This window comes from Telluribacter roseus (genome assembly GCF_017355915.2).
GTDB lineage: Bacteria > Bacteroidota > Bacteroidia > Cytophagales > Spirosomataceae > Telluribacter.
Map to the genome: position 1 here is coordinate 128375 of NZ_JAFEUV020000009.1, position 24703 is coordinate 153077.

22 protein-coding genes are annotated in these 24703 nt (G+C 51.4%); 11 read left to right on the top strand and 11 right to left on the bottom strand.

Annotated elements, in window-relative coordinates; genetic code table 11:
- Positions 1-57: 57 nt before the first annotated feature.
- Entirely contained in the window at positions 58-501 is a 444-nt protein-coding gene (locus JTN23_RS17100) for a DinB family protein (RefSeq protein WP_247236247.1), read from the bottom strand.
- A gap of 231 nt (positions 502-732) precedes the next feature.
- Here JTN23_RS17100 and JTN23_RS17105 point away from each other — a divergent pair, with 231 nt between their 5' ends.
- The 5 genes from JTN23_RS17105 (at position 733) to JTN23_RS17125 (ending at position 7735) form a co-directional block, all read left to right on the top strand.
- Entirely contained in the window at positions 733-3651 is a 2919-nt protein-coding gene (locus tag JTN23_RS17105) for an outer membrane beta-barrel family protein (protein WP_247236248.1), read from the top strand.
- A gap of 383 nt (positions 3652-4034) precedes the next feature.
- Positions 4035-6284: an ATP-binding protein gene (locus tag JTN23_RS17110; protein WP_247236249.1), complete on the top strand. Its 2250-nt coding sequence runs from the start codon at positions 4035-4037 to the stop codon at positions 6282-6284.
- A gap of 42 nt (positions 6285-6326) precedes the next feature.
- Positions 6327-6743, top strand: a complete 417-nt coding sequence (locus JTN23_RS17115) for a response regulator (RefSeq protein WP_247236250.1) — start codon at positions 6327-6329, stop codon at positions 6741-6743.
- A gap of 10 nt (positions 6744-6753) precedes the next feature.
- Positions 6754-7362 carry a biliverdin-producing heme oxygenase gene (locus tag JTN23_RS17120; protein ID WP_247236251.1) on the top strand — a complete coding sequence of 203 codons (609 nt, stop codon included), beginning with the start codon at positions 6754-6756 and terminating at the stop codon, positions 7360-7362.
- Between the two features lie 13 nt (positions 7363-7375).
- Positions 7376-7735 (top strand): response regulator transcription factor, encoded by a 360-nt coding sequence (locus JTN23_RS17125; RefSeq protein WP_247236252.1) that lies wholly within the window; start codon positions 7376-7378, stop codon positions 7733-7735.
- Positions 7736-7810: 75 nt separating this feature from the next.
- On the opposite strand, the gene JTN23_RS17130 is transcribed toward JTN23_RS17125, so the two are convergent.
- The 9 genes from JTN23_RS17130 to JTN23_RS17170 form a co-directional block, all read right to left on the bottom strand.
- A complete protein-coding gene (locus tag JTN23_RS17130; RefSeq protein WP_247236253.1) occupies positions 7811-8497 on the bottom strand; it encodes a LysM peptidoglycan-binding domain-containing protein in 687 nt (228 codons plus the stop codon).
- Between the two features lie 84 nt (positions 8498-8581).
- Positions 8582-9064 carry a 5-(carboxyamino)imidazole ribonucleotide mutase gene (gene purE, locus JTN23_RS17135; RefSeq protein ID WP_247236254.1) on the bottom strand — a complete coding sequence of 161 codons (483 nt, stop codon included), beginning with the start codon at positions 9062-9064 and terminating at the stop codon, positions 8582-8584.
- Between the two features lie 91 nt (positions 9065-9155).
- On the bottom strand, positions 9156-10286 hold the full coding sequence (purK, locus tag JTN23_RS17140; protein WP_247236255.1) for a 5-(carboxyamino)imidazole ribonucleotide synthase: 1131 nt from the start codon (positions 10284-10286) through the stop codon (positions 9156-9158).
- Between the two features lie 169 nt (positions 10287-10455).
- Positions 10456-11745, bottom strand: coding sequence for a sensor histidine kinase (locus JTN23_RS17145; RefSeq protein WP_247236256.1), 1290 nt, complete (start codon positions 11743-11745; stop codon positions 10456-10458).
- 6 nt (positions 11746-11751) lie between these two features.
- Positions 11752-12072 (bottom strand): circadian clock KaiB family protein, encoded by a 321-nt coding sequence (locus JTN23_RS17150; protein WP_247236257.1) that lies wholly within the window; start codon positions 12070-12072, stop codon positions 11752-11754.
- Positions 12069-12368, bottom strand: a complete 300-nt coding sequence (locus JTN23_RS17155; RefSeq protein WP_247236258.1) for a circadian clock KaiB family protein — start codon at positions 12366-12368, stop codon at positions 12069-12071. Before JTN23_RS17155 ends, JTN23_RS17150 begins: the two co-directional genes overlap by 4 nt.
- A 34-nt stretch (positions 12369-12402) precedes the next feature.
- Positions 12403-14106, bottom strand: a complete 1704-nt coding sequence (gene kaiC / locus JTN23_RS17160) for a circadian clock protein KaiC (RefSeq protein WP_247236259.1) — start codon at positions 14104-14106, stop codon at positions 12403-12405.
- Positions 14107-14253: 147 nt separating this feature from the next.
- Positions 14254-14643 carry a response regulator gene (locus JTN23_RS17165; RefSeq protein ID WP_247236260.1) on the bottom strand — a complete coding sequence of 130 codons (390 nt, stop codon included), beginning with the start codon at positions 14641-14643 and terminating at the stop codon, positions 14254-14256.
- Between the two features lie 298 nt (positions 14644-14941).
- Positions 14942-15151, bottom strand: a complete 210-nt coding sequence (locus tag JTN23_RS17170; RefSeq protein ID WP_247236261.1) for a hypothetical protein — start codon at positions 15149-15151, stop codon at positions 14942-14944.
- Between the two features lie 236 nt (positions 15152-15387).
- Here JTN23_RS17170 and JTN23_RS17175 point away from each other — a divergent pair, with 236 nt between their 5' ends.
- The 5 genes from JTN23_RS17175 (at position 15388) to JTN23_RS17195 (ending at position 22334) form a co-directional block, all read left to right on the top strand.
- A complete protein-coding gene (locus JTN23_RS17175; RefSeq protein WP_247236262.1) occupies positions 15388-18627 on the top strand; it encodes a SusC/RagA family TonB-linked outer membrane protein in 3240 nt (1079 codons plus the stop codon).
- Between the two features lie 109 nt (positions 18628-18736).
- On the top strand, positions 18737-20332 hold the full coding sequence (locus JTN23_RS17180; protein WP_247236263.1) for a SusD/RagB family nutrient-binding outer membrane lipoprotein: 1596 nt from the start codon (positions 18737-18739) through the stop codon (positions 20330-20332).
- Between the two features lie 132 nt (positions 20333-20464).
- Entirely contained in the window at positions 20465-21391 is a 927-nt protein-coding gene (locus tag JTN23_RS17185; protein ID WP_247236264.1) for an alkaline phosphatase family protein, read from the top strand.
- A gap of 119 nt (positions 21392-21510) precedes the next feature.
- Entirely contained in the window at positions 21511-22077 is a 567-nt protein-coding gene (locus JTN23_RS17190; RefSeq protein WP_247236265.1) for an HD domain-containing protein, read from the top strand.
- A 47-nt stretch (positions 22078-22124) separates the two neighbouring features.
- On the top strand, positions 22125-22334 hold the full coding sequence (locus JTN23_RS17195; RefSeq protein ID WP_247236266.1) for a hypothetical protein: 210 nt from the start codon (positions 22125-22127) through the stop codon (positions 22332-22334).
- A gap of 4 nt (positions 22335-22338) precedes the next feature.
- On the opposite strand, the gene JTN23_RS17200 is transcribed toward JTN23_RS17195, so the two are convergent.
- Positions 22339-23646, bottom strand: coding sequence for a voltage-gated chloride channel family protein (locus tag JTN23_RS17200; protein WP_247236267.1), 1308 nt, complete (start codon positions 23644-23646; stop codon positions 22339-22341).
- Positions 23647-23846: 200 nt separating this feature from the next.
- Here JTN23_RS17200 and JTN23_RS17205 point away from each other — a divergent pair, with 200 nt between their 5' ends.
- Positions 23847-24635, top strand: coding sequence for a hypothetical protein (locus JTN23_RS17205; RefSeq protein ID WP_247236268.1), 789 nt, complete (start codon positions 23847-23849; stop codon positions 24633-24635).
- Positions 24636-24703: the final 68 nt, after the last annotated feature.

Genomic DNA, 24703 nt, shown 5'->3' on the forward strand with positions numbered 1-24703 from the left:
ATTTCTAACGAAAAAAACTGCACCACAAAAGTACTAACCGTTCCGCTTTTCTGCTGGTTACCGTTTGTACATGATATAATCGGTCATAATAGGTTCAAGGCCATGCTCCCTAAAGTCGGTCGCTATCTGGGCACGGTGGTAGCTGGTATGGTTCACTACCTGGAATAAGATATCCTGCACGGTATTCTGGAAGGAATCGCCCTTGCTGTTGGTGTAGGAGATGGTGGTATCCAGGTCTGCTTCGTGCAGGATACGCTGTGTCTGCTGATAGTTATCTTCGTTCCGGTCCAGCATCTCGGTCAGGAGCATAGACTGCCACACGCCTACCTCCGGCGACTGACCCAGGATGCGCTTGTTCCAGATATGGTGCGCGTTGAGCATATGGCTCATCAGCCGGTGCGACTTGCTCAGATCCACCGCCTGCTCTACCATCATTTTCTGGATCAGTACCGTATTAAAGTGATCGGTATACTGAAATAGATTTTCAAAAAAAGCTTTCATGGAATGATGTGTTAATTCTACCCTAATATTAAAAAATCTTCATCCACCGATAGAGGCCCGACCCGGAATTTGTGTCGTTTCACTGCAAAAAGTTTTGCATAGCTATCGGTCAAACCTCCCTGTTCGTCGGCTAGAACCACGAACTGGTAGATTACCGCTACCATTGCCCGCAAAAAGAGTTAAACTTTATATAAGTGCAGGCCTCTAACCAGCAAGCAACTAAACCTACCTATGAATACTATTCCTAAACTCTTACTCATCCTGGCCGGCCTGCTACTGACCGCTCTGGTACCTGCCCAGGCCCAGAGCCCCACCTACCGCGTTACCGGCTCGGTACTTGATACCACCGACCAATCGGCCATCGTAGGGGCGTATGTAATGGTGACGCAGCCGGGCGACTCTACCGCAGCCCCCAAGATTGTAGCTACCGATGTCAACGGGCGCTTCGAGATCGGGGGCCTGACCCCTCGTCGCTACCGTATCAAGGTTACCTACCTGGGGTACCGGGACTACGAGCGGAGCATCCGGCTACGGGAGGAAGACCTGAACCTGGGCGCTATCTACCTCTCCGAAACGGCTGCTACCCTCAACGAAGTAAAGGTAGTGGGTCAGGTACAACAATCGCAGCAGAAAGGGGATACTACACAATTTAACGCCGCAGCCTTCAAGACTAACCCTGACGCTACGGCCGAAGAACTCCTCCAGAAAATGCCGGGTATGACCGTGCAGAACGGACAGGTACAGGCGCAGGGCGAAGCGGTACAGCGCGTGATGGTAGATGGTAAGCAGTTTTTTGGAGAAGATGCTACGCTGGCTCTGAGAAACCTTCCGGCCGAAATCATTGATAAGATAGAGGTATTTGACCGTCAGAGCGACCAGGCCCAGTTCACCGGCTTTGACGACGGCAATGCCCAGAAGACCATCAATATCGTGACCCGCTCTGACCGCAACGCCGGCCAGTTTGGTAAAATATACGGCGGCTATGGCTCCGACGACCGCTACATGGCGGGCGGTAACCTCAACATCTTCAACAAAACGCAGCGTATCTCCATCATTGGCCTTTCCAACAACATCAACCAGCAGAACTTCGCCTCGCAGGACCTGGCCGGTGTACTGGGCACCTCCGGTAACGGCGGTCGTGGTGGGGGCGGTGGTGGACGTGGTGGCCGCGGTGGTGCCGGAGGCGGTGGTGGTGGCGGTGGCAATGCCGGCAACTTCCTGGTAGGGCAGCAGAGCGGTATCACCAATACCAATGCCTTTGGCCTCAACTATAGCGATATGTGGGGAAAGAACCTCGAAGTAACGGGAAGCTATTTCTTTAACCGGTCTACCAATGCCAACAGCCAGGTAACCAACCGGGAGACCTTCCTGAGCTCGGGCAACCAATTCTACCGCGAAAACAGCAACTTCGCCAATACCAACATGAACCACCGGGTCAACTTCCGGTTTGAGTACAAGCTGAATAAGAACAACTCTATCATATTTACGCCCGGCCTGAACTGGCAGAACAACGAGTCGGGTACCCAGCGTGTGGGGGTAACTACCCTGGCCCCATTAGGTACCCTGCTCAACGAGACCAACAACACCCGCCTCAACGAAACTGCGGCTTTCAACTTTACCAACAACCTGCTCTGGCGCCACCGCTTCGCCAAGGCCGGACGTACCCTGTCGATGAATATCTCGACCAACCTCAGCAACCGCGATGGTGAGGGCAGCCTGTACGCCCTGAACCGGTTTTATAATGCCAGCCGTATACCTGGCGATACCATCGACCAGCAGTCGTACAGCGACTCCCGCAACGTACGCCTGGGCGCCAATATCAACTACACCGAGCCCCTTAGCAAGCTGCTCCAGCTGCAGCTGGGGTATAACGTGTCGCTCAGCAACAGCGACTCCCGCAACCGGACCTTCCACTACGTCAATAGTGAAGAAGGGTACAGCCGCCTGGACACGCTGCTATCCAATACCTTTGACAACCAGTACCTGACGCACCGGGCCGGAGTTACGCTACGGGCCAACAAGAAGAAATTTACCGGAGCCGTAGGCCTTGAGCTACAGAACGCCGGGCTGTTCAGCCAACAGCTGTTCCCGCGCTTCAATGAAGTAGACCAGACCTTTACCAACCTGCTTCCCAACGCCTTCCTGATGTTCCGCCCGAGTGAGGGCAAAAACCTGCGGATGTTCTACCGTACCTCTACCAACGAGCCGTCCATCACGCAGCTCCAGAACGTCATCAACAACAGCAACCCGCTGTTCCTGACGGCCGGTAACCCCAACCTGAAGCAGGAGTACAGCCACCGGGTCAATATCCGGTACTCTTCGTCGGATGCCAAACTGGGCCGCAACTTCTTTATTCTGGGCTCCGCCAACTATACCGATAACAGCATCACCAACTCTACCTTTGTGGCCGAACGTCCCATGATACTGCCCAACGGACTACGCCTGGAGCAGGGGGCACAGCTGACTACTCCTGTCAACCTGGATGGTACCTGGAACACGCGGCTGTTTGTCAACTATGGCTCCCCTATCAAGGCATTTAAGGTCAATCTTAACCTCAACAGCGGGGTCCTTTACAACCGTAATCCGGGCCTGATCAACCAGCAGCTCAATATCTCTAACAACTACGCCCTGTCGCAGGGAATTGTGCTCAGCAGCAACATCAGCCCCAAACTGGATTTTACGGTATCGTTCAACGGCAACTACAACATCGTACGTAACAGTATCCAGCCACAGCTCGATAACAACTTCTTTACGCAGGTGAGCTCAGCCCGCATCAACTGGATCTTTGGAAAGGGATTTGTGTTCCAGACGGACGTTACCAACCAGTCCTTCCGCGGCCTGGGCCAGGGCTTCAACCAGAACTTCACCCTCTGGAACGCCAGCCTTGGCAAGAAATTCCTGAAAGACAACCGTGGCGAGCTAAAGCTGACCCTGTTCGACATACTGGCGCAGAACAACAGCATCAGCCGCAACGTCACCGAAACCTTCGTGGAGGATGTAACCAGCCGCGTGCTGACCCAGTACGGCATGCTTACCTTTACCTATACGCTACGTAATTTTGGTAAGGCTCCTGCCCCGGCCCCTCGTCGCACTAGTGGTGACCCCGGTCCGGGTGGAACAGGCGGAAATTGGGGAGGTCCACGAAATTGAGTATTCATTACTCTGTAAGACGGGCTGCTTTTGAATTCGGGAAGTAGCCCGTCTTACATGCACATTAAATAAATAGTACGTTATGCTCAGTCATAAGCAGATGACAAGCACAGAATCAACCGCTGAGTTCCCAAGGGACACTCGCATAAAAATATGGAGAGGCAAAGTTTCGGTATCAAAAGAAATGTTTGCTAACTTGTGCGTTATTTTCAACCCTCTCCAAAATAGCTGCCTCGAACGAGGCCTTTTTCAATCAGTAATGGTAAGTTATGCGTACTTACCGCACAACCACTTTTGCCCGTCGAGTCCTGGTACTTTTCCTGCAAGGTACACCTGATTGAAAAACAAGTTTGATTTCTTACTTTCAGTACTTTTATTATTGCATGCAAGACGTTGATCTGACCAGCTGCGACCGGGAGCCTATTCACATCCCCGGCAGCATCCAAGCCCACGGTTTTCTGGTAGCCGTACATAAAGATTCCTACCTGATCAAAAAGGTAAGTAACAACATCAGTACTTATATAAGTACATCCGCCGCAGAGCTCATTGACCAGCCCGTACAGGTACTTGATTCATACATTGCCTCCACCGTGCCGGGCTCGGCCCTGGAAGAGCTACTCAACGTGGGGCGTCGCAACCAGTCGTACGAGTGGCTCAATCCGCAGCAGATGCAGGTAGCCGATCAGGACATGAATCTGATCATACACGCCTCGGGTGAGTACGTGGTGCTGGAGTTTGAGCCCCGGATTACCTGGATGGATGTACTGGACTACCAGAAGCTCATCACCCGCTCCTTGCAGGAAGTACAGGGAGCCAAGACGCTCCATCTGCTGCTCGACAGAGCTGCCAAGTGGGTGAAGAGTATCACCGGCTTTGACCGGGTGATGGTATACCAGTTTATGGAAGACTGGCACGGCGTGGTAGTAGCGGAGCAGAAGGAGCCTCATCTGGACCCCTTCCTGGGCTTACACTACCCCGCCTCGGATATTCCGAAGCAGGCCCGCCAGCTGTATCTGCGCAACCTCGTCCGTCTTATATCCGACGTTTCATCCAGCAGTTCCCGCCTCTACCCTGACGAAAAGCCCGGTAGTAACGTACTGGATCTGTCCGACTCAGTACTACGGGCGGTGTCTCCTATTCATATCGAGTACCTTAAGAATATGGGCGTCATGGCCAGCATGAGTATTTCGCTGGTCGTCAAAGGCAAGCTGTGGGGGCTCATAGCCTGTCACCACTACTCGCCCCGCTTTGTGGATTATCCGGCCCGCAATACGGCCCGCTTTATCAGCCAGATACTATCGGCCACGCTGGAGCACCACCGTGACGAAACCGACAGCGAGTTTTCCAACCAGATCTACTCCACCGGCCAGCAGTTGCTCATCCAGATGACCAAAGACTGGAATGTAGCCGAAGGACTGGTCGGCGGCAAAGACAATATTCTGCAGCTTACCAAAGCTACGGGAGCCGCCCTAGTATTTGAAGACAAAGTACACCTGGTGGGTAGTACTCCCGCTGAAGACGAGGTACAGGATATTGTCAGATGGCTGGAAAGTATCAAAGTCGACAACTTCTTCCAGACTACGCACCTGCCTAACCAGTTTGGTCCGGCTGTTCACTATAAAGATAAAGCCTCGGGCCTGATGGCCATTGCCCTGTCTCCCATCCTGGGCGAATATGTGCTGTGGTTTAAGCCAGAGCAGATACAGCATGTGACCTGGGCGGGCAATCCGGAAAAAAGTGTCAGTGGCCATGAAGAGGACGGTACCATACGCCTAAGCCCCCGCAAGAGCTTTGAGAAATGGACGCAGGAAGTAAAGAACAGCTCCTGTCCCTGGGAGGACGTAGAAATATCGGCTGCTCTGCGCCTGCGAGAGGACATCCTGCACGTCATCACGCAGAAAGCCAATGAGATCCGTCGTCTTAATGATCAGTTGAAAATTGCCTACGAAGAGCTGGATGCTTTCAGCTATACCATTTCGCATGACCTGCGTACCCCGCTGACCACGCTCAAGAGCTATACTGAAATCTTGCTGGAAGACTTTGACGAGCAGCTGGATGACGATGCCAAGCAGGTGATAGACCGGATACTCAGGTCGGCCGACCGAATGAGTATGCTGATCCAGAATGTACTGAGCTACTCACGCCTGTCGCGCTCGGAGATCAAGAAGCAGGATATACCGATGCGCACCATTATAGATATGCTGGTGGAAGACCTCAATGTAGCCACTACTTCGCACCATCCTAAGGTGACCGTAGGCGGTACTCCCCCGCTATACGGCGACCCTACCATGATCGGTCAGATCTTTGCCAATATCATCTCCAATGCCTACAAGTACTCGGTTTCTTCGGCCGATCCTCAGATCAGAATTGAAGGCAATGTAGAGGGTAATGAGACCATCTACTCAGTAAAAGACAACGGAATGGGTATCAATATGACCCAGGCCAGCAAAGTATTTGATCTGTTCAAGCGGCTTGACAACACCTCCAACATCGAAGGGCACGGCGTGGGCATGGCCATTGCCAAGCGTATAGTAAACCGCCACGGCGGGAGAATCTGGTTCCAGAGTAAGGAAGGGGAAGGCACAACTTTTTTTGTGGCTTTACCAACGCGTGAATCCGTTGAACCTGCTTGATCCAGTTAATAACCATTGCTCTTATACACAGTACTTTTATTTATGAAAAAGGTAGACATACTGTACATTGAGGACAATCCGGATGATGTACTGTTCTTTGAACGAATCGTAAAAAAACTTGACGAAACCCTCACCTTCGAAGTAGCCGGCTCGGGTACCGAAGCCTTCTCAAAACTGAATGGTGAAAACAGCGACCCCATCGTACCCCGGTTAATCCTGGTGGACATGAACCTTCCCGGACTGAGTGGCGTTGAAATTATCCGATCCCTCCGTCAGAATCAGAAAACCCGTCACCTGCCACTGATCATATTCAGTACATCTGACTTTCCTACTGATATTAAAAACTCGTACGAAGCCGGAGCCACGGGATACCTGGTAAAATCCAGTAGCTACAAAGGACGTGCCCAGCAACTGGACCACGCCCACAAGTTCTGGATTGTAAGTAACCAACACTTTTAGATTTAGCTGAATGACCCCACTTCATGCACAATTAAAATCAGCAACAGCTGAGCTGCACGACAAGACCGAAAAGGCGCTGTTTGTAGATGACATTGTCAGTAACCAACTCAACCGCGAACAACTAAGTACCATCATACTGGCACAATACTGGTTTAACGGCAGTCTGGAGCAGGCGCTACGCCCGTACGATGCCCTTCGGCAGGAGTACGAAGCCAACCACCGATATAAGACAGACCTGCTACTGGCTGACCTGGCTGAGCTGGGTATAGCAGTACCCGACCAGATGCCGGAGTGGACTATAAAGTCTGAGGCTGAACTACTTGGAGCCTGCTACGTAGCTGAGGGCTCCACCCTGGGTGGAAAGGTGATCAAAAAACATTTAGGACAGACTACACAATTAAACGGCCTTTCTTTTCATTATTATAGCGTGTACGCTACCGAAACCGGACCACAATGGAAACGCTTTCTGGCTTTTCTGGATCAGCAGTCCGGTAAGCTTCCCCAGTCGGAAGTAGTACAGGGAGCGCAGTATGCTTTCTCTTTTTTACTTGATTCGATCAGGTATATTCACCTCCTAACCCCACTTAGTTTACCCCAGAGCTACATCCACAACAGCTAATATCAATAATTTTATGTCGGTTATACTGGTCTATGAAGACGATCTGCATTTACAGGAGCTACTGGTTCAGGTTGTGCGTAAGGAATTTACAGTGTGTATAGGAAAGGATCCGCAGCAAATGCAAGAAGAGGTCAATGAAGTAGGCCCTGCGTTGATTTTACTGGACAACATGATGGAGGCCGATGTGGCCAAAGAAGTACTGGCCGACTACAGGGCAGAGACTCCCTCCCCCATACCCGTAGTACTGTTTACGGCGCATGCCAACGGGGCTTCTATTGCTGAGTACATTGGGGCTGATGACTACATTGCCAAGCCCTTCCAACTACTGGACCTGCGAAAAAAGCTGAGAGAGCTAGCAAAAAAGGGACAGTAACGGCTAAGGCCTGCTGGCCGATGCACCTGTTACTGCCCCCGAAGGCTTATACCCTGGTACTGAACCAGTTGAATATTATTTTTTGTCGGAAAACGGAATGATGAGCTTTTCTCCCCGCTGAGCAAAGTCCTTACTCTTTCCGTTGGCCTGCATGAGGAGCTCCTTGCTGATGCCGTACTTACTGGCTACCACCCGCAGTACATCACCGGGACCAACGGTATGAACCGCCTTTACCCGGACGTTCAGCCGCGTAACTCCTGATTTGATCGCGGTGGGCTCTATATCCGGATTAAGCGACCTCAGGGTCTCCGGCTTGAGGTTGTACCGGCTGGCGATACCAAAGAAGGTTTCGCCCGGCTTTACGGTATGCGTCGTGGAGGCACCTCCGATATCCGCCGGTTTGGCAGCAGGCTTGGGTGCGGGTGGCGTTGGCTTGGGAGCCTCGGTCACTTCGGCCGGTGCTGCTTCGGTTGCCTCATCGGTGGTAGTTGCTGGCGAAGAGTCAATAACCAGGCTCGAGTCAATCCGCTCCGGCTCGGCCAGCACCGGATCGGTATTGGTCACAAGGGGCGTAACGCTGCTGGTTGTATCAGGTACGATATTGGTCAGTTCTTCCGATCCGGTTGTATCGTCGGCTATATACTCGTAGCCTACAAACAGGAGCCCCAGTACTATAAGCACCAGCACCACCAGGGTAATCAGGGGCAGGTTGGACGACTCAGCAGGCCGAACATTACGCTTCTTTGGACTTTCTTCTTCCATAGTACAGTGGGTTTACGAATCGGGTGATAGACTGTTTTCTTTCTACTATTGTAACGAATGCACTAGGCTCGTTGTATGACTCGGTTAAGACTTTTTCAGCTGAGCGTTCATCTCGGCTACCTTACCTTTGAGCTCCTCCTTATAGGCATCAAGCCGGGCCGCCACTTCATCATCCTGGCTACCAACAATCTGGGCGGCCAGTATGCCGGCGTTCTTGGCACCGTTAAGAGCTACCGTAGCTACAGGTACTCCACCTGGCATCTGCAGGATGGACAGCACCGAATCCCAGCCATCAATGGAGTTGCTGGACAGGATAGGTACTCCGATCACCGGCAGGGAAGTAAGCGACGCTACCATACCCGGTAGGTGGGCGGCACCACCCGCTCCGGCGATAATCGCTTTGAGCCCGCGCTGACGGGCGCTTTGAGCGTACTCAAACATCCGGTCCGGGGTACGATGAGCCGACACAATCTCCATCTCGAAAGCGACTCCCAGTTCGGTAAGGGCATCGGCAGCTTCCTGCATGATCTTCCGGTCCGAGATACTTCCCATTATTATTCCAATCATAATCTTTGTGAGCTATATGCTGTAAGCTTTATGCTTTAGTCTTGTTGTATGAATCAGACGTCAGGTACTGCCGTCACTTCTCTTTTCTCCTTTATCTACTAATCACCCGGATACTCTGTTTGACCAGATCCACTTTTTCTTTCAAAGCCTCCAGATCCTGATCCATCACGGTTACGTGGCCCATTTTGCGGAAGGGCTTGGTAATAGCCTTGCCGTACAGGAACGGAAACACTTCCGCCGTAGCCAGCAGCGTTTCCATTCCTTCGTAGTAGGCAGGGCCGGTATAGCCGTCTTCTCCGAGCAGATTCACCATAGCGGCCGGTCCGTAGGCGTGGGTACTGCCCAGGGGCAGGTCCAGAATAGCCCGCCAGTGCTGCTCAAATTGCGACGTGGCGTTGGCCCGGATGGTATGGTGACCGCTGTTGTGCGGGCGCGGAGCTACTTCGTTGATAAGTACCTCCCCCTCGGGTGTTACGAACATCTCAACGGCCAGCAGACCTACTATACCGAAGGCTTCGGCCGTCTGCCGGGCCAGTTGCTGGGCCTGTTGGTCCACCTCATCCGTAAGCTGAGCCGGGGCGAACAGGTACTCCACCAGGTTCAGTTCGGGATGGAAGGCCATCTCTACCGTCGGGAACGTAACTACCTCTCCTGAGGGACGGCGCGCTACGATTACGGCTATTTCCTTCTCAAAAGGAACGGCTTTCTCCAGTACTCCCGGTGCATCGAAGGCTTTATCAATATCGTCAACGGATGTAATACGCTGCACGCCCCGGCCATCGTAGCCGTCGCGTCCCAGTTTATGAAAAGCAGGCAAAAAGTAGGCCTGATTTTTAACGTCTTCGCGATTTTCGGTCAGTACAAAGTCGGCCGTAGGTAGGTTATGCTCCCGGTAAAACTGCTTCTGCACACGCTTGTCCTGGATCAGACGGATTACCGAAGGCTGCGGGTATACCCGCTTTCCTTCCCGTTCGAGAGCTTCCAGGGCTTCCACATTGACCTTCTCAATCTCAATGGTGATGACGTCGAGGTCTTTTCCAAAGTTATAGACCGTATCGTAGTCCTGTAAGGAGCCGTGTACAAAGCGGGGAGCAATCCGGCTGCAGGAGGCTTCAGCGTCGGGATCAAGTACACTTATATCTAAATTCCAGTCGATGGCGGCCTGTAACAGCATCAAACCTAGCTGACCACCACCTAAAATACCAATTCGGGATGAAAGCATGCGGGTAAAAGGGGCTTTTTGCAAAGTTGGCAGAAAAACACCAAACATAAAATCTTTGGTCCCAATTCGCACCAATGACTTCCTGCTGACAGAGATAAATCTTTATAATCACTATTGGAAGTGCCGCACTGGAAGTTCCGCAAGGGATCTGCTTTGGGGCTAAGCAGGGCTATTCAATATTCTGCCTCAGCGGCAGGGTAATCAGGAACTGCGCTCCAGCACCTTCCCGGCTTATGGCTACAATTTTACCCTTGTGCTTGTCAATGATCTTTTTTGTGATGGCAAGTCCTATACCTGACCCCTCAAATTTGTCCTTGGAGTTGAGCCGCTCAAAGAGGGAAAATATTTTTTCGTTGTACTGCGCATCAAATCCTATTCCATTATCCGTAAATGTAATGCAGCAGGTACCATTCAGTTGTATGCCTGCCTGTTCGATCACATCATCATTATAACAACCCGTGATACGGATCACCGGCTGCTGACCGGCCTTACAAAACTTGATGGAGTTACTGATCAGATTCTGAAATACCTGCTTGATCTGCCCCCGGTTTACTTCAATCTTGGGAAGGTCATCTACCTCTATAATGGCTCCGGTTTCCTGGATCAGTACTTCAAAGTCCTCTATGATTTCCCCGACGATATCTTTCAGGCTTATTACTGTAAATCTATTGGTATGGGTAGAAAGACGTGAATAGGTCAGGATGTCAACAATCAGGGCCTTCATCCGGCTGGATGATGATATAATCTTATCCAGGTACACAGTACTCTCCCCGGAAAGCTCATGCCTGTATTTATCCCTCAGCAAGGTTGAAAAAATCATGATCTTACGGAGTGGCTCCTGCATATCATGGGAAGCAATGGAGGCAAACTGCTGAAGGTCGTGGTTGCTTATCTCGAGCTCATTGTTAATTTCTTCAAGCCGCTTATTATTTTCTTTGAGCAGCGCCTGTACTTCTTTCTGAAAGGTAAGGTCCGTCAGGATAACACTGAGTGCCTGCCCCTCGTCCAACTGCAGAGTAGTCACCGAAAACAGGCAGGGGATCTGGCTATCGCCGCTCTTAATGCTTAGCTCGGTCTTGCTGTCTTTGAGCCAGCCGTTCGTGAATACATCCTGATATAGCTCTTTGCATTCGTCGGGGATCAGCGATTCGAAGTGCATGCCTACTACCTTTGAAAGCGGCAGGTTGATCATGGACGAAAACATCGTGTTGCAGTACAGGATGATGCCATCCTCATTGAGCGTTACGGCTCCCTCGTTCATTTTCTCAATAAATACCCGGTAAGTCTGATCGGCTGTCTTGAGGGTATACAGCTGGTGCTCATTGTCGGCTCCTTTGACAACAAGGGCGTCCACCTGCCCGGAACGAATCGCTTCAATGGTTTCACTAGCTTCTTCCAGTTGCCAACGAAGCTCTTCATTCTCTTTCAACAACTGTTCGTACGTCTTTGGGGTGCTCATCCAGAATTATAAGGTAATGCCAATGCCTTTAAGTACTTTCTGGGTATCTGACATATCTCCAATCAGTCTTTTTTCGGGCAATGGAAAACTTTTGATCAAAAGAGGCAAGGCAATAATCTGTTCTTTCTCGGCTATTGTTTTTTCCTGGTACACGTCAATGATTTCCAGCGAGTAGTTATCCTTAATATACGTGTCACAGATTTTTTTGATATTCGTTACCGCACGAAGAGAGTTGACTGATGCCCCCGTAATGAATAAACGCAGAACATAGCAACTGTTTTCTTTCTGGGGGTCACTAGGCTGACCTATATCTGACAAATCACTCATTCCATTCTTTTTGCAGGTCGTATATTCAACCCAACCAATACTTTTTCTTCGTTGGATAGATCGCCAATAATCTTACGGATTGGCTCCGGTACTTTCTTGACCAGCGTTGGGATTGCCAGAATCTGATCGCCTTCTGCGAGCTGTGGCTGCTCCAGCAAATCAATGACTTCTATAACATACTTGTCCTTCAAATGTTCTTCACAGTACCTTTTGAGATTACTCAGTGCCGTTACGGACTTAGCCGTTTTACCCGCAATGTACAGTCTGAGCTCCCAGATTTCCTTGTTTTCTTCCATTACTTATATTGGATGTGTGCTTCTAACAGGTACCTTACTTGCGGGGATCCCGATTGCGGGTAATCTCCTGGCGATTCTTTTCAAGGATTTCTTTCCTGAGCTCCTCTTCAATATATGTTTTATTGAGTTCATCCTGCAACGATTCAAACTCTTCGTTCAGGCTGGCAATTTTCGCTTCGAGGACACTCCGCTTTCTTTCTATCTCCCGGTCCTTTCTGGTTACGGCATGGTCGCGCAGTGCGATTCCTGTCTTCTCAAGCAGTTGCTGGGCTTCTCTGGCCGAGCCGGTCAGGACGCCCTCCGGTCCCAGGAACACATCCACCAGGTCCAGCCCGCTATCCGAAATAACAAACTCACGCACCTGATTGGAATGCTTCATGCCTCTGGACTTCATGACATGCAAGCCCCGGTTACGCTCACCGTTAAACTCGATGTCACGGATCAACAGCCAGGTGTCCACAATGGAAGATACGGTTTCGTCGGTCTGCTCCGATATCACTTCCTTGAATGAAAGCGCCGTAAACATCACGGTAATCTGCTCTTCCTGCAAGAAATCAATGAGCCGGATGAGCAAACTTTTCACTTCACTGGCCGAGCCGACCGTGACCAGATTAGTAATAGGGTCCAGAACAACCACGCTTGGCCTGAATTCTTTGACCAGCTTATGTACTACCAGCAGATGCATCTCCAGCCCGTTGAGCGTGGGGCGGGATGCGTGGAAGCGGAGTAGCCCTTTGTCTACGTGGCTCTGCAGGTCCATACCTACCGAGTTCATATTACGGATGATCTGCTGGGGGGACTCTTCAAAGGCAAAATAAACACAACGCTCCCCTCTCAGACAGGTTTCGTTGGCGAAGCTGCCTGCAACACTGGTCTTACCCGTTCCGGCGGTTCCTGATATCAGGATACTACTACCGCGGTAGAAACCTTCGCCGCCCAGCATATTATCAAGAGCCGGAATACCGGATGGGATCCGCTCGGTCGATACATCATGCGACAGGGTAAGTGACGTAATGGGTAGTACCGAGATACCTTCTTCGTCAATCAGGAAAGGGTACTCATTGGTACCATGTACCGAACCACGGTACTTGACAATGCGCAGGATACGCGTGGATATCTTATTGGATACCCGGTGATCCAGCAGGATCACACAGTCCGACACGTACTCTTCCAGTCCCTGGCGGGTAAGGGTACCATCCCCTTTTTCGCCGGTAATGACCGTAGTTACGCCCTTATCTTTCAGCCAGCCAAACAGTCTCCTGAGTTCGGCCCGGAGTATGGCCTGATTATCAAGTCCGGAAAAAAGATTCTCGATGGTATCAAGTACTACCCGTTTAGCACCGATGCTGTCAATAGCATAGCCTAAGCGTATAAAAAGACCGTCCAGATCATACTCTCCGGTTTCCTCAATCTCACTACGATCTATATGTACATGATCCAGTTTGATTAGCTTGTCTGCCTGGAGCTGTGCCAGGTCAAAACCGAGCGAAGCCACATTGATGGTGAGCTCTTCCGTTCTTTCCTCGAATGACATGAATACGCCTGGTTCATTGAAGTCCAGAGCACCATGAACCAGAAATTCCATCGAAAAGAGGGTCTTGCCGCTACCTGCCGCACCACAAATAAGAGTAGGCCTACCCTGCGGTAAGCCGCCCTGCGTAATCTCATCCAGTCCCTTGATGCCAGTCAGTGCTTTAGGTAGCGAGGGAAGGTGAGATTTTGATCTTTTAGTACTCATCAAAAATGATTGATATCAAAAATTAATTTGGAACCCTGTCAGTTTACCAGATCAAAATGGCAATAACCTGTAAATGAGTTGCAGTACACTATCAACTCGTACTTTATAAAAGATGTTTTACAGAGCTTTTACTGATACTGACTCTCTTCAGGAAAGAAAGCGGGCTGTAAGCTGCTCCCCCAGTTTCGCGAACTCCTGAAAGCTGCTGGGCTTGGGTATAAAGCTATTGATTCCTGCCTGATAAGCAGACTCAATGAGAGACTCGTTGGAAGAGGTAGAAATCATTACAACAGGAATATCAAAGGTAGTGGTATCCGCTTTTAAGGCTAAGGTCGTTTCTAGTCCATTCATCTTTGGCATATTCATATCCAAAAGGATCAGTGCGGCGGAGAACTTTCCATTCTGCTGGATCAGATCAAGCAGCTCAAGGCCATTTTCAGCCTCGATTACCTCTACCTCTATCCCCGTTTGCTGAATGGCTTCTTTGATAAGAAACCTGTCATCCTGATCATCATCTACCAAGTATATTGTCTTCATGCCCTTATGTCCAATTTAGCACCCTGTGCTGACTCTAATTCTTCTACTCTGGTATTATTGATTGACGTATTTTTGAAAAAAGGACTGAAAGCAGAATACAAATATCAAAAACAATAATAGCTGTAAATATAAGGACATTTTAAGAGCATTTTAAACATCTGCAAGTGCATTGACCAATACTTCTAGTCTAGCATATTGTAGAATCAGCCGGCCCAAAAAGAAGCTTGATTCTCTTTCAGGCTCGTATTGAACTAAATATAAGAATTTTACAATAGCTCACTACCAGCTAAGGCACCTGTCAGAGCCCCAACTCATTAGGATCATAGCCGAAGCGCCGGGCCGAGTCCTTCATGATTTCAAGCGTTTCGGTATAGCTGAACAGCCGCCCCGACAGGTACTCCTGCTCTTCGGGGTCGGCATATACCTTCTTCCCCTGCAGGTCGCGTATGTTTTCGTGTATGGTAATAAGTATATCCTGAAAAAATTCCAGCGAGACTTCGGTATTCATAGCTTGATAAATAAGGCTTTGTTGATGGATCCGGACAGAAAACTAATACCATAGATACCATTTTATTACCCGAATGTTATCACCGGAAGCCTGAAAAGCACCTAATCTTCAAGATTGCTTCACATCTGCTTAACCACCTTCTGCTCCTCCACCTGCCAACTTTGCGGCGAGTTTGAGGGCCCCTTGATCAAGGCCTGCAAACTCGTACTTCTTACCCTAATCCAATTAAGCATCGTATGAAATTACGTGTACAACTCTCCCCCACCAGCCTTATTAGCAGGTGGTTTTTCACGACACTATGCCTGATACTGGCTGCCTGTCTGACAGCAGCCGCCCAGACGGTCGTAACCGGACGCGTGACCGACCAGAGCAACGGTGAGCCCATTCCGGGTGTAAGTGTTATTGTGAAAGGTACCAACTCCGGTACGATCACCGATGCCGAAGGTACTTATAAAGTAAGCCCTACTGGCAGCACCCCTACGCTGGTATTCTCGTTTGTCGGATTTTCGACGCAGGAGGTACCTGTCACTAATCAGACCATCATTAACATAGCCCTGAGCCAGGATCTACGTCAGCTTCAGGAAGTTGTTGTAACGGCGCTTGGTATCAAAAAAGACGTGCGCCGTACGGGTGTAGCCATTCAGACCGTCGACGGTGCCTCAACCATCAAGGCCCGCGAGCCGAATGCCATCAACGCCCTGACCGGTAAAGTAGCCGGACTTACCGTAGGTACCCAACCCGAGCTGCTGCGCCGCCCCAACATTCAGCTGCGTGGTAACTCGGATGTCTTGATCGTAGTGGATGGGGTACCCGTTAACTCCGATACCTGGAACGTTAGTCCCGACGACATAGAAACCTATTCGGTACTTAAGGGTGCTTCGGCTTCGGCCTTGTATGGTTTCCGGGGTAAGAACGGAGCGATCCTGATCACTACCAAGCGTGGCTCTAAGGACAAGCGCGGCTTCTCGGTAGACGTCAATTCGTCGACTATGGTTGATAACGGCTTCTATGCTATCCCCAAAGTACAGGACGAGTACGGCCCCGGTGACCACGGCCGCTACGCCTTCGTGGACGGTAAAGGAGGTGGACTTAACGACGGCGACTACGACGGTGGCTGGGGACCCAAGTTTGAAGGCCAACTAATCCCGCAGTACGATAGCCCTATTGACCCCGCTACCGGAAAGCGTATTCCTACCCCTTGGGTGGCCCGTGGTACAGACAACCTGACCCGCTTCCTGGAACCAGGTATTCTTTCTACCAACAATGTGTCGGTATCCTCTACCGGCGATAAACACAACCTGCGCTTCTCGACTTCGCACATCTTCCAGAAGGGTATAGTACCCAATACCAAGCTGAACATCACCAACTTCAACGTAACGGCCGACTACAAGTTCTCGGACCGCCTAAAGTTTGAGTCGGGTCTGCAGTACAACCGCCAGTACACGCCTAATACCCCGGATGTAAACTATGGCCCCAACTCTATCATCTACAACATGGTACTCTGGGCCGGTGCTGACTGGGACGTAGCCGATATGCGCAACTACTGGCAGCCCGGTAAGGAAGGTATCCAGCAGATCTACGCGGAGTACCAGCGCTACAACAACCCTTACTTTATGAGCTATGAGTGGCTCCGTGGCCACTACAAGACCGACATCATTGGTCAGGCGGCCATGACGTACAAGCTTACGGACTTCCTGGATGTGATGCTGCGTACGCAGGTAACCACCTGGAACCTGTTCCGCAACGAGAAGTTCCCCTACTCGGCGGGCGTGTATGGTCGCGATGAGCGCCGCGGCGACTACCGCGAAGACCGCCGTAACCTGTTTGAGAATAATACCGACGTACTGGTGCGGTTTGACAAAGACCTGTTCCCTGGCCTCAACGCTAAAGTATGGGCGGGAGGTAACGTCCGTAGCTTTGAGTACAGCTCACAGTGGGGCTCTACCGACTACCTCAACGTACCCGGCCTGTACAACTTCAGCAACTCGGCCAACCCGGTTCGGACGTCTAACTTTGCCTCGGCCATGCGTGTAAACTCGGCCTACTACTCGGCTGACTTTACCTACAAGGACTACTTTACCCTCTCGACTACCGGACGGGTTGATAAACTCTCGACTCTGCCTACTGGTAACAATACATTCTTCTACCCATCAGTAGCTTTGTCTACAGTGCTGTCTGACTACATTCAGCTCCCGGAGGTTGTATCGTTCTTCAAGCTGCGCGGCTCGTATGCCAACGTGAAGGATGGTCTGACCCGCTCGACCATTGGATCTACCCCCGCCCTGGGCGAAGGCAACCCACTCGGCTACGGCGACCAGTACTACTCGCCTTACGACGGTCCTACCTACCAGAACGCCGCGGTATACTCGACCCCTTTTGCCTACAACAACACGCCCGCTGCCTACTTTACCAACACCATGAACAACCCCAACCTGCAGCCTAGCTCGACCTCCCAGTCGGAAGTAGGTCTGGATGTAAGGGTACTGCAGAACCGGATTGGTCTGGATGTAACGTACTATGTGTCTAACGAAGGTCCACGCATCTTCTCTCTGCCTATCTCTACTACTACGGGCTACGGAGCTGCCCTTGTAAATGGTATCAAGACCCGCAAGACCGGCCTGGAAGCCTCACTGACCGGATCGCCGCTGAAGAGTGCCAACGGCCTCAACTGGGACGTAGTAGCTAACTACTCTACCTTCAAGGAAGTACTGACGGAGATCTATCCCGGCGTAGACGCCCTTAATGTGTTCTTCAAAGTAGGCGACCGCCTGGATAAGTTCTATGGCCGTGCCTTCGCCCGTACCAACGACGGACAGATCATCAACGATGCCTCGGGACGCCCCGTGTACCTGCCCGTAAGGCAGTTTCTGGGCCACGTGAACCCTAAGTTTGTATTTGGTATCAACAACAAGTTCAGCTACCGCAACGTCAACCTGAGCTTCCAGTTCGACGGCCGCATAGGTGGCGTCATCTCCAACTACATCCAGCGTCAAACCTTCCGCGGTGGTCGCCATATAGCGCTGGTAGAGGGTGAAATGGGCGAAGCCCGCTACCAGGATTACCTGGGTAACAAGACCTGGGTAGGTGAAGGCGTACAGGTAGCTAACAACGCGAGCCTCAACTTCGACTCCGAAGGTAAGATCTCCAACCTGGCTGAGCTGCAATTCACTCCTAATACGACGAAGCAGTTCCTACAAGACTGGGTAAGCCGCTACTACGATTCCGACGAAGGCAACCTCATGAGCCGCTCGTTTGGTATGTTGCGCGAAGTAGTGGTTGGCTATACACTGCCTGCTTCGCTGCTCTCCAAGACTGGCTTTATCCGTGGTGCTTCTATCTCCTTGGTAGGTCGTAACCTGCTGTACTTTGCCGAGAAGAAAGACATTGATCTGAACCAGTACATTACCGACGGTAGCTCTGGACTACAGACTCCTTCGACACGTCGCTATGGTGTCAATATCAATCTGACTTTTTAAGTAAAGGAGAAAGGGCGGCCGCCGCGCGGAAGAGAGGAGAAAAGAAGGAAGGAAGGAAAGGAGAAAAGGCTATATGCCTTGAAATACAAACTATTAAATGCTACTAACAATGAAAGTAAAGAATTATATACAGCTTGCCCTGATCGGTGTCGGCCTCGTACTAACGAGCTGCGAAAAGAGCTTCGAGGAACTCGAAAAAGACCCGAACCGGGCCGTTACCGCCCCTGCTTCGCTGGTACTGCAGGGCATTGAGTTTGACATGTACAACAACACGGGCCGTCCGTTCAGCTCCGAAATGCGCTGGAACCAGTTCTACGCTATCAACTACAACTACTACGGCAACAACGAGTACCAGTGGTCGGAGATGCCCAGCCACTTCTATACACTCAAGAACGTAGTAAAGATGGAGCAGGAAGCCAAGCGCGCAGGTGCGGCCGATGTAAACCCTTACTCGGCCCTGGGTAAGTTCTTCCGGGCTTTCTTCTACGATCAGATGAGCGCCCGCGTGGGGGATCTGCCCCTGTCGGAAGCGCTGCAGGGTACTGCGGTCATTACACCTAAGTACGATTCGCAGAAGGACATCTACCTGCAGGTACTGAAATGGCTGGATGAGTCAAATGCTGACCTGACGGCGCTGATTGCAAAAGGTGAAACTTCCGTAGCGGGTGACTTCTACTTCGGGGGCGACTTGCGCAAATGGCAGAAGGTAGTTAACGCTTTCAAGCTCCGTGTACTGACCCGCCTGAGCAAAAAGGAGGGCGAAGCCGAGTTGAACATCAAAGGTCGCTTTGCCGAAATGCTGAACAACCCGGCTCAGTACCCTCTGCTTTCGGGCATGGGTGATAACCTTGAGTTCCGTTTCAATAACTTCAACAAGTACCCTTCCAACCCTGACAACTTTGGTTTTGATGCTACCCGCCAGAACATGGCTCAGCTGTACATCAGCCTGCTGACCGAGCGTAAGGACCCGCGGGTAATGGTAACCGCCGAACCGGCCGGTGCCGAACTAAAAGCCGGTAAGCAGCCCTCTGACTTTACAGCCTTCGTAGGAGCCAGCTCCGGTGAAGACCTGGCCGATATGTCGGAGAAGGCAGGACGTAACAACGGAGCCGGATTTGCCCCCGGTGCGTACTCCTTCCAGAGTCGCTCACGCTACTACACCACCTACACCGGCGAGAATGTATTCATCGTAGGGTACCCTGAGATGTGCTTCAACATAGCCGAAGGTATTAACCGCGGCTGGGCTACCGGCGAGGCCGAAGACTGGTACATCAAGGGAATCCGGGCGTCACAGGAGTTCTACGGCGTGAAAGACGGTACCCTTACCATGACGTACTCCAAAACCGGTGGTCGCGATGCAGCTGACTTTGCCCGCTACACCATTGACTTCAACTTTGATACCTACTACGCGCAGCCGCTGGTGAAGTACAGTGGCAACACCGTAGCCGGACTCGAACAGATCATTACGCAGAAGTACCTGGCCTTCTTCATGAACTCAGGTATGGAAGCCTACTTCAACTACCGCCGTACGGGCTTCCCCAAGTTCCTGACGGGCGTGGGTACTGGCAACTCCGGCCGGATAGCCATGCGCTGGCAGTACCCTTTCTCGGAGCGTACCACCAACGAAGCCAACTACAAATCAGCCATCGAGCGTCAGTACAGTGGTAAAGACGATATCAATGATCTGGTTTGGATACTGAAATAGATCCACACTACTTTTTCTCATAGGTTTGGTTATAGACTTAAAGCGGGGGCTCTTTGATCCCCCGCTTTTTTGACACCTGTTCCTTTCCTATCTTTCACTAACTCAATCTCCCCTACCTATACCTCCACTAGTATGAAATATCTGCTATTCCTATCCCTCTTTATACTCTCGTTCCACCTGCAGGCCCAGCCGGGTGCGGCCCAACCAAACGTGGCCCGGCCGGGTGCGGCCCAGCCCCGGCACGTTATTGTGATAGGCATCGATGGGTTGAGCCCTGATGGGATACAGAAGGCTTCTACGCCGGTGCTGGACTCCCTGATCAAGTCAGGAGCCTATTCCTTCAATGCCAAAGCGGTATATCCTTCATCGAGTAGTCCCAACTGGGCGTCCATGATCACAGGTACCTCCCCCGCCCACCACGAAATATGGTCCAACGAATGGAAGCGTACGGACATGGCCAACCGGAGCTACTGCGGCGGCGCCAATGGGCAGCTATTCCCGACTATTTTCCGGGTAGTACGGGAAAAGATGCCGCAGGCCACCATTGCTACTTTTTACGATTGGGATGATTTTGGAAGGCTACTCGAAGATGATGTATGTACCGTCAAAGAAGACCGTAAGGGAGAAGATGATACCGCCCAGCGTGCCGCCGGGTACATCGCCAAAGAGAAACCCGTCTTTACCTTCATCCACCTCGACCACGTAGACCACGCCGGCCACGAAAGCGGACACGGCACCCCCGTCTACTATGCCTCGGTAAGTAAAGCCGACTCGCTCATCGGGCAGGTTATGAACGCGGTACGCCGGGCCGGTATGACCAACGAAACGGTGGTGATAGTAACGGCTGACCATGGCGGCATCAACAAAGGCCATGGTGGTACCACCCCCGCCGAGATTAATATTCCCTGGATCATATCGGGTAAAGGTATCCGGAAAAATGTACGTTTGCAGCAGCCAATCGATACCTTTGATACGGCCGTAACGGTAGCGCACCTTTTCCGGGCTACCCCACCTGCCTGCTGGACGGGTAAGCCGGTACTTGAAGCTTTACAGAAGTAATCAGCAGTGAGTTATTAGGCATTAGGTATTAGCTATTAGTATGTCGTAGTAACCACCTCAAAGCTAAATGCTAACCCCTAATTACTAACAACCTAACTGCTAACAACCTACTAGCTCCCATGCCCCACACTACCGACGATACCCTGCACGATCTACGCGGCCTGTTTGAACAGTTCGGCCGTGAGCCCTACTACGGTGAAGAGGTGTCGCAGTTTGAGCATGCCGCCCAGGCGGCCGAATTGGCCCGAAAGGCGGGCTACGACGAAGAGGTACAGCTGGCGGCGTTTCTGCACGATATTGGTCACATGCTGCCGGTGGATGATCAGGCAGAGCTAATGGAAGGCTACGGCAGACGCGACCACGAGGGTGTAGCCGCCGACTGGCTGCGCAAGCGAGGCTTTTCGGATAAGGTAGGTGTGCTGATTGAGAATCATGTCAATGCCAAAAGGTACCTGACCTACAAGCACCCGGAGTACCTGGCGGCCCTGTCGCACGCCAGTCTGCAGACGCTGGGCTTTCAGGGTGGACCCATGCAGGCCGAAGAAGCCGAAGCCTTTGAGCAGAATCCAGAATTTGAGCTGATCATCCGGATGCGCCGCTGGGACGAAGCCGCCAAGATGCAGAACTACCCGACCCCTGACGTAGATCACTACCTCGACATGGTCAGAAAGTACCTTAATGCGTAATTTTATGCGGTTTTACATTCTACACACATTATACTAACTTATCCTTTATGAAAAGTACAGTTCTGACCGTACTCCTGCTTATGCCCCTGGCTGCCACCCAAGCCAGCACCTCACTAACCAATACCTCGCCCCTGTCTATACCCCTTTTCCAACAGGTACCGGCGGACAGTGAAGCTTCCAACGAAAAAACGAAGAAAAAGAAAAAGCGAAAGCTGCGTATCCGAAAGAAGGTGATGGACACGCCCAGAAGCTTTTAAGGTACTACTTCATCCTGCTTTTTAGGTGTTTTATCTGCAGGAGGCTCTTTCCGGTGCTTCGCCCGAATAAGCCATGCTTGGGACTGCCCACTACCTGAGAAGAGTATATACCCGTATGCCCCGAAAATAGATAGGCCGTGACGCAGGCTATACCTACAAACACGCCACATTCGACGCCAAACAGCTCAATGCCCATGATGGTACAGGCGATGGGGGTATTGGTAGCGCCCGCAAAAACGGCGACAAAGCCCATCCCGGCCAGTAGCGCCACGGGCAGGGGAATAAACAGCGACAGGGCATTGCCCAGAGTAGCACCAATGAAGAAAAGGGGTGTCACTTCACCTCCCTTAAAGCCCGCTCCCAGTGTAAAAGTGGTCAGAAGTATTTTGAGCAGGAAGTCGTAAGGAGGTAAGGGTTCGCTGAAAGCCGCTACGATGGTAGGTATACCTAGGCCGATGTACTTAGTAGTACCCAGTAAATAGATCACTACCGCCAGCACCAAGCCTCCCATTACCGGCCGCAGGGGCGGGTAACCTATCTTTGTTTTGAATACATCCCCAAAAAAGTGAACGATAGTGGAGAACGTGAGAGCAGCCAGTCCAAAGCAAATGCCAGCCAGTAGGGCCCATAGTATACCCACCGGCTCCGCACCCGGAACAAAAGGAATGGAATACTGCGTATGCCCCACCTGCCACCAGTGACAGGTGGAGTCAGCAATGACAGCAGTCAGCAGGCTTGGGAAAAGCGCTTCGTACCTGAGGAAGCCAATAGCAAGTACCTCAAGCGCAAAAACAGTACCTGCCAGTGGGGTACCAAACACCGAAGCAAAACCGGCACTGATGCCTATCACCAAAAGTACTTTGCGGTCGCGGGGTTTGAGCCGGAACCATTTGGTAAACTGGTCGGCAATGGCTCCGCCCATCTGTACCGCGGTACCCTCACGCCCGGCCGATCCACCAAACAGGTGCGTCACCAGGGTACCAAACAACACCAGCGGAGCCATTTTGAGCGGAATAATCTGCTGGGGACTATGAAACTCCTCCAGGAGCTGATTATTGCCCTTCACTACCTCCTGCCCCCAATAGTGGTAGGTCAGGCCAATGATGAGCCCGCCCAGAGGCAATAGCCAGATGATCCAGGTATGGGTTTCGCGGTAGGTGGTGACCCAGTCGAGTGAGACCAGGAATAGAGCTGAGGCCGAGCCAGCCAGTATACCCACAATAGCCGAGATGAATAGCCACTTTACTACGAATATGAGATAGGAGGTTTGCTCAAAGGAGCGAAGAAGAAGCTTTACTTTGGTAGAAATCATGGTTAGGCGCCCGGTCATATAGGTACAAAGATAGTCTACGATGACAGTTGTCATTCAGTAGGCGCCATCATTCCCCGGCTTTATGCAGGGACTGTTCCGGGCAGACACCATTGCCGCTGACGCAAAGGTAGAAAAGGTGTGATTGTCTCCACTATATTTAAACAACTTTGTAATCAGTAAACCCTCAACAACTTACTATAATGAACCTGCTCTCCCAACTCCGCCAGCGAAACGCTCCGCTATACTACACAGGAATCATCCATCTGGTAGCGGCAGGCGTTACCCTGCTGCTCATCCTGTTCAGCCAACAGCAATTACTGGGAATAAACCTGTGGATCAAGCCCTTTAAATTTATGATTTCGGTGAGCATTTACCTGTTTACCCTAGCTTGGCTGGTGGGAGATATTGCCAATAAGCGCTATGTTCGTCTTTTCTCCTGGCAGATCATCCTGTGCATGGGTGTAGAAATGTTAGCCGTGATTGGACAGGCCGCCCGCGGAGTAAAGTCCCACTATAACACCGACAGCGTGGAGGGTATTATCATCTATGCCGTAATGGGATTCTTCATCCTCTACAGCACCATCCTTATTGTTACACTGACTTACCGCTACTGGCGGGGCAGCTTCCCTTCTTTGTCGCGTCCGTACCTTTGGGGAGTACGCCTGGGGCTTCTGCTATTCTTGATTGGTAGTGCCGAAGGCATATATATGTCCAACCAGCCGGGGCATACGGTAGGCGCCGCCGACGGAGGCGCTGGCCTGACTTTCCTGAACTGGAGTACTCAATACGGCGATCTTCGCGTAGCCCACTTTATCGGCCTCCACGGCCTGCAGGTACTCATGCTCCTGGGGGCCTGGCTCGGTAGCAGATCAGGTAGCAGTTCCCGGAGTACTTACTGGGTAACCGCCGCCTTCGTGCTTATGCTGGGCTTTACTATCCTGACCTACTGGCAGGCCATCCAGCAGATCCCCCTGCTTTCGTTGAAATAGTAGCGTACCACTTTATAAGAAATAGGCATGAGCCGTAGGTGTAAAAGCCACACATTGCAGTCTATATT

Bases quoted from the DNA above. Each gene is read 5' to 3' on its own strand.
- JTN23_RS17200 (WP_247236267.1), bottom strand. From the start codon at position 23,646: ATGATTTCTACCAAAGTAAAGCTTCTTCTTCGCTCCTTTGAGCAAACC.
- JTN23_RS17110 (WP_247236249.1), top strand. From the start codon at position 4,035: ATGCAAGACGTTGATCTGACCAGCTGCGACCGGGAGCCTATTCACATC.
- JTN23_RS17120 (WP_247236251.1), top strand. From the start codon at position 6,754: ATGACCCCACTTCATGCACAATTAAAATCAGCAACAGCTGAGCTGCAC.
- JTN23_RS17145 (WP_247236256.1), bottom strand. From the start codon at position 11,745: ATGAGCACCCCAAAGACGTACGAACAGTTGTTGAAAGAGAATGAAGAG.
- purE (WP_247236254.1), bottom strand. From the start codon at position 9,064: ATGATTGGAATAATAATGGGAAGTATCTCGGACCGGAAGATCATGCAG.
- JTN23_RS17115 (WP_247236250.1), top strand. From the start codon at position 6,327: ATGAAAAAGGTAGACATACTGTACATTGAGGACAATCCGGATGATGTA.
- JTN23_RS17155 (WP_247236258.1), bottom strand. From the start codon at position 12,368: ATGGAAGAAAACAAGGAAATCTGGGAGCTCAGACTGTACATTGCGGGT.
- JTN23_RS17125 (WP_247236252.1), top strand. From the start codon at position 7,376: ATGTCGGTTATACTGGTCTATGAAGACGATCTGCATTTACAGGAGCTA.
- JTN23_RS17190 (WP_247236265.1), top strand. From the start codon at position 21,511: ATGCCCCACACTACCGACGATACCCTGCACGATCTACGCGGCCTGTTT.
- kaiC (WP_247236259.1), bottom strand. From the start codon at position 14,106: ATGAGTACTAAAAGATCAAAATCTCACCTTCCCTCGCTACCTAAAGCA.
- purK (WP_247236255.1), bottom strand. From the start codon at position 10,286: ATGCTTTCATCCCGAATTGGTATTTTAGGTGGTGGTCAGCTAGGTTTG.
- JTN23_RS17170 (WP_247236261.1), bottom strand. From the start codon at position 15,151: ATGAATACCGAAGTCTCGCTGGAATTTTTTCAGGATATACTTATTACC.
- JTN23_RS17180 (WP_247236263.1), top strand. From the start codon at position 18,737: ATGAAAGTAAAGAATTATATACAGCTTGCCCTGATCGGTGTCGGCCTC.
- JTN23_RS17185 (WP_247236264.1), top strand. From the start codon at position 20,465: ATGAAATATCTGCTATTCCTATCCCTCTTTATACTCTCGTTCCACCTG.
- JTN23_RS17100 (WP_247236247.1), bottom strand. From the start codon at position 501: ATGAAAGCTTTTTTTGAAAATCTATTTCAGTATACCGATCACTTTAAT.
- JTN23_RS17105 (WP_247236248.1), top strand. From the start codon at position 733: ATGAATACTATTCCTAAACTCTTACTCATCCTGGCCGGCCTGCTACTG.
- JTN23_RS17195 (WP_247236266.1), top strand. From the start codon at position 22,125: ATGAAAAGTACAGTTCTGACCGTACTCCTGCTTATGCCCCTGGCTGCC.
- JTN23_RS17150 (WP_247236257.1), bottom strand. From the start codon at position 12,072: ATGAGTGATTTGTCAGATATAGGTCAGCCTAGTGACCCCCAGAAAGAA.
- JTN23_RS17130 (WP_247236253.1), bottom strand. From the start codon at position 8,497: ATGGAAGAAGAAAGTCCAAAGAAGCGTAATGTTCGGCCTGCTGAGTCG.
- JTN23_RS17165 (WP_247236260.1), bottom strand. From the start codon at position 14,643: ATGAAGACAATATACTTGGTAGATGATGATCAGGATGACAGGTTTCTT.
- JTN23_RS17205 (WP_247236268.1), top strand. From the start codon at position 23,847: ATGAACCTGCTCTCCCAACTCCGCCAGCGAAACGCTCCGCTATACTAC.
- JTN23_RS17175 (WP_247236262.1), top strand. From the start codon at position 15,388: ATGAAATTACGTGTACAACTCTCCCCCACCAGCCTTATTAGCAGGTGG.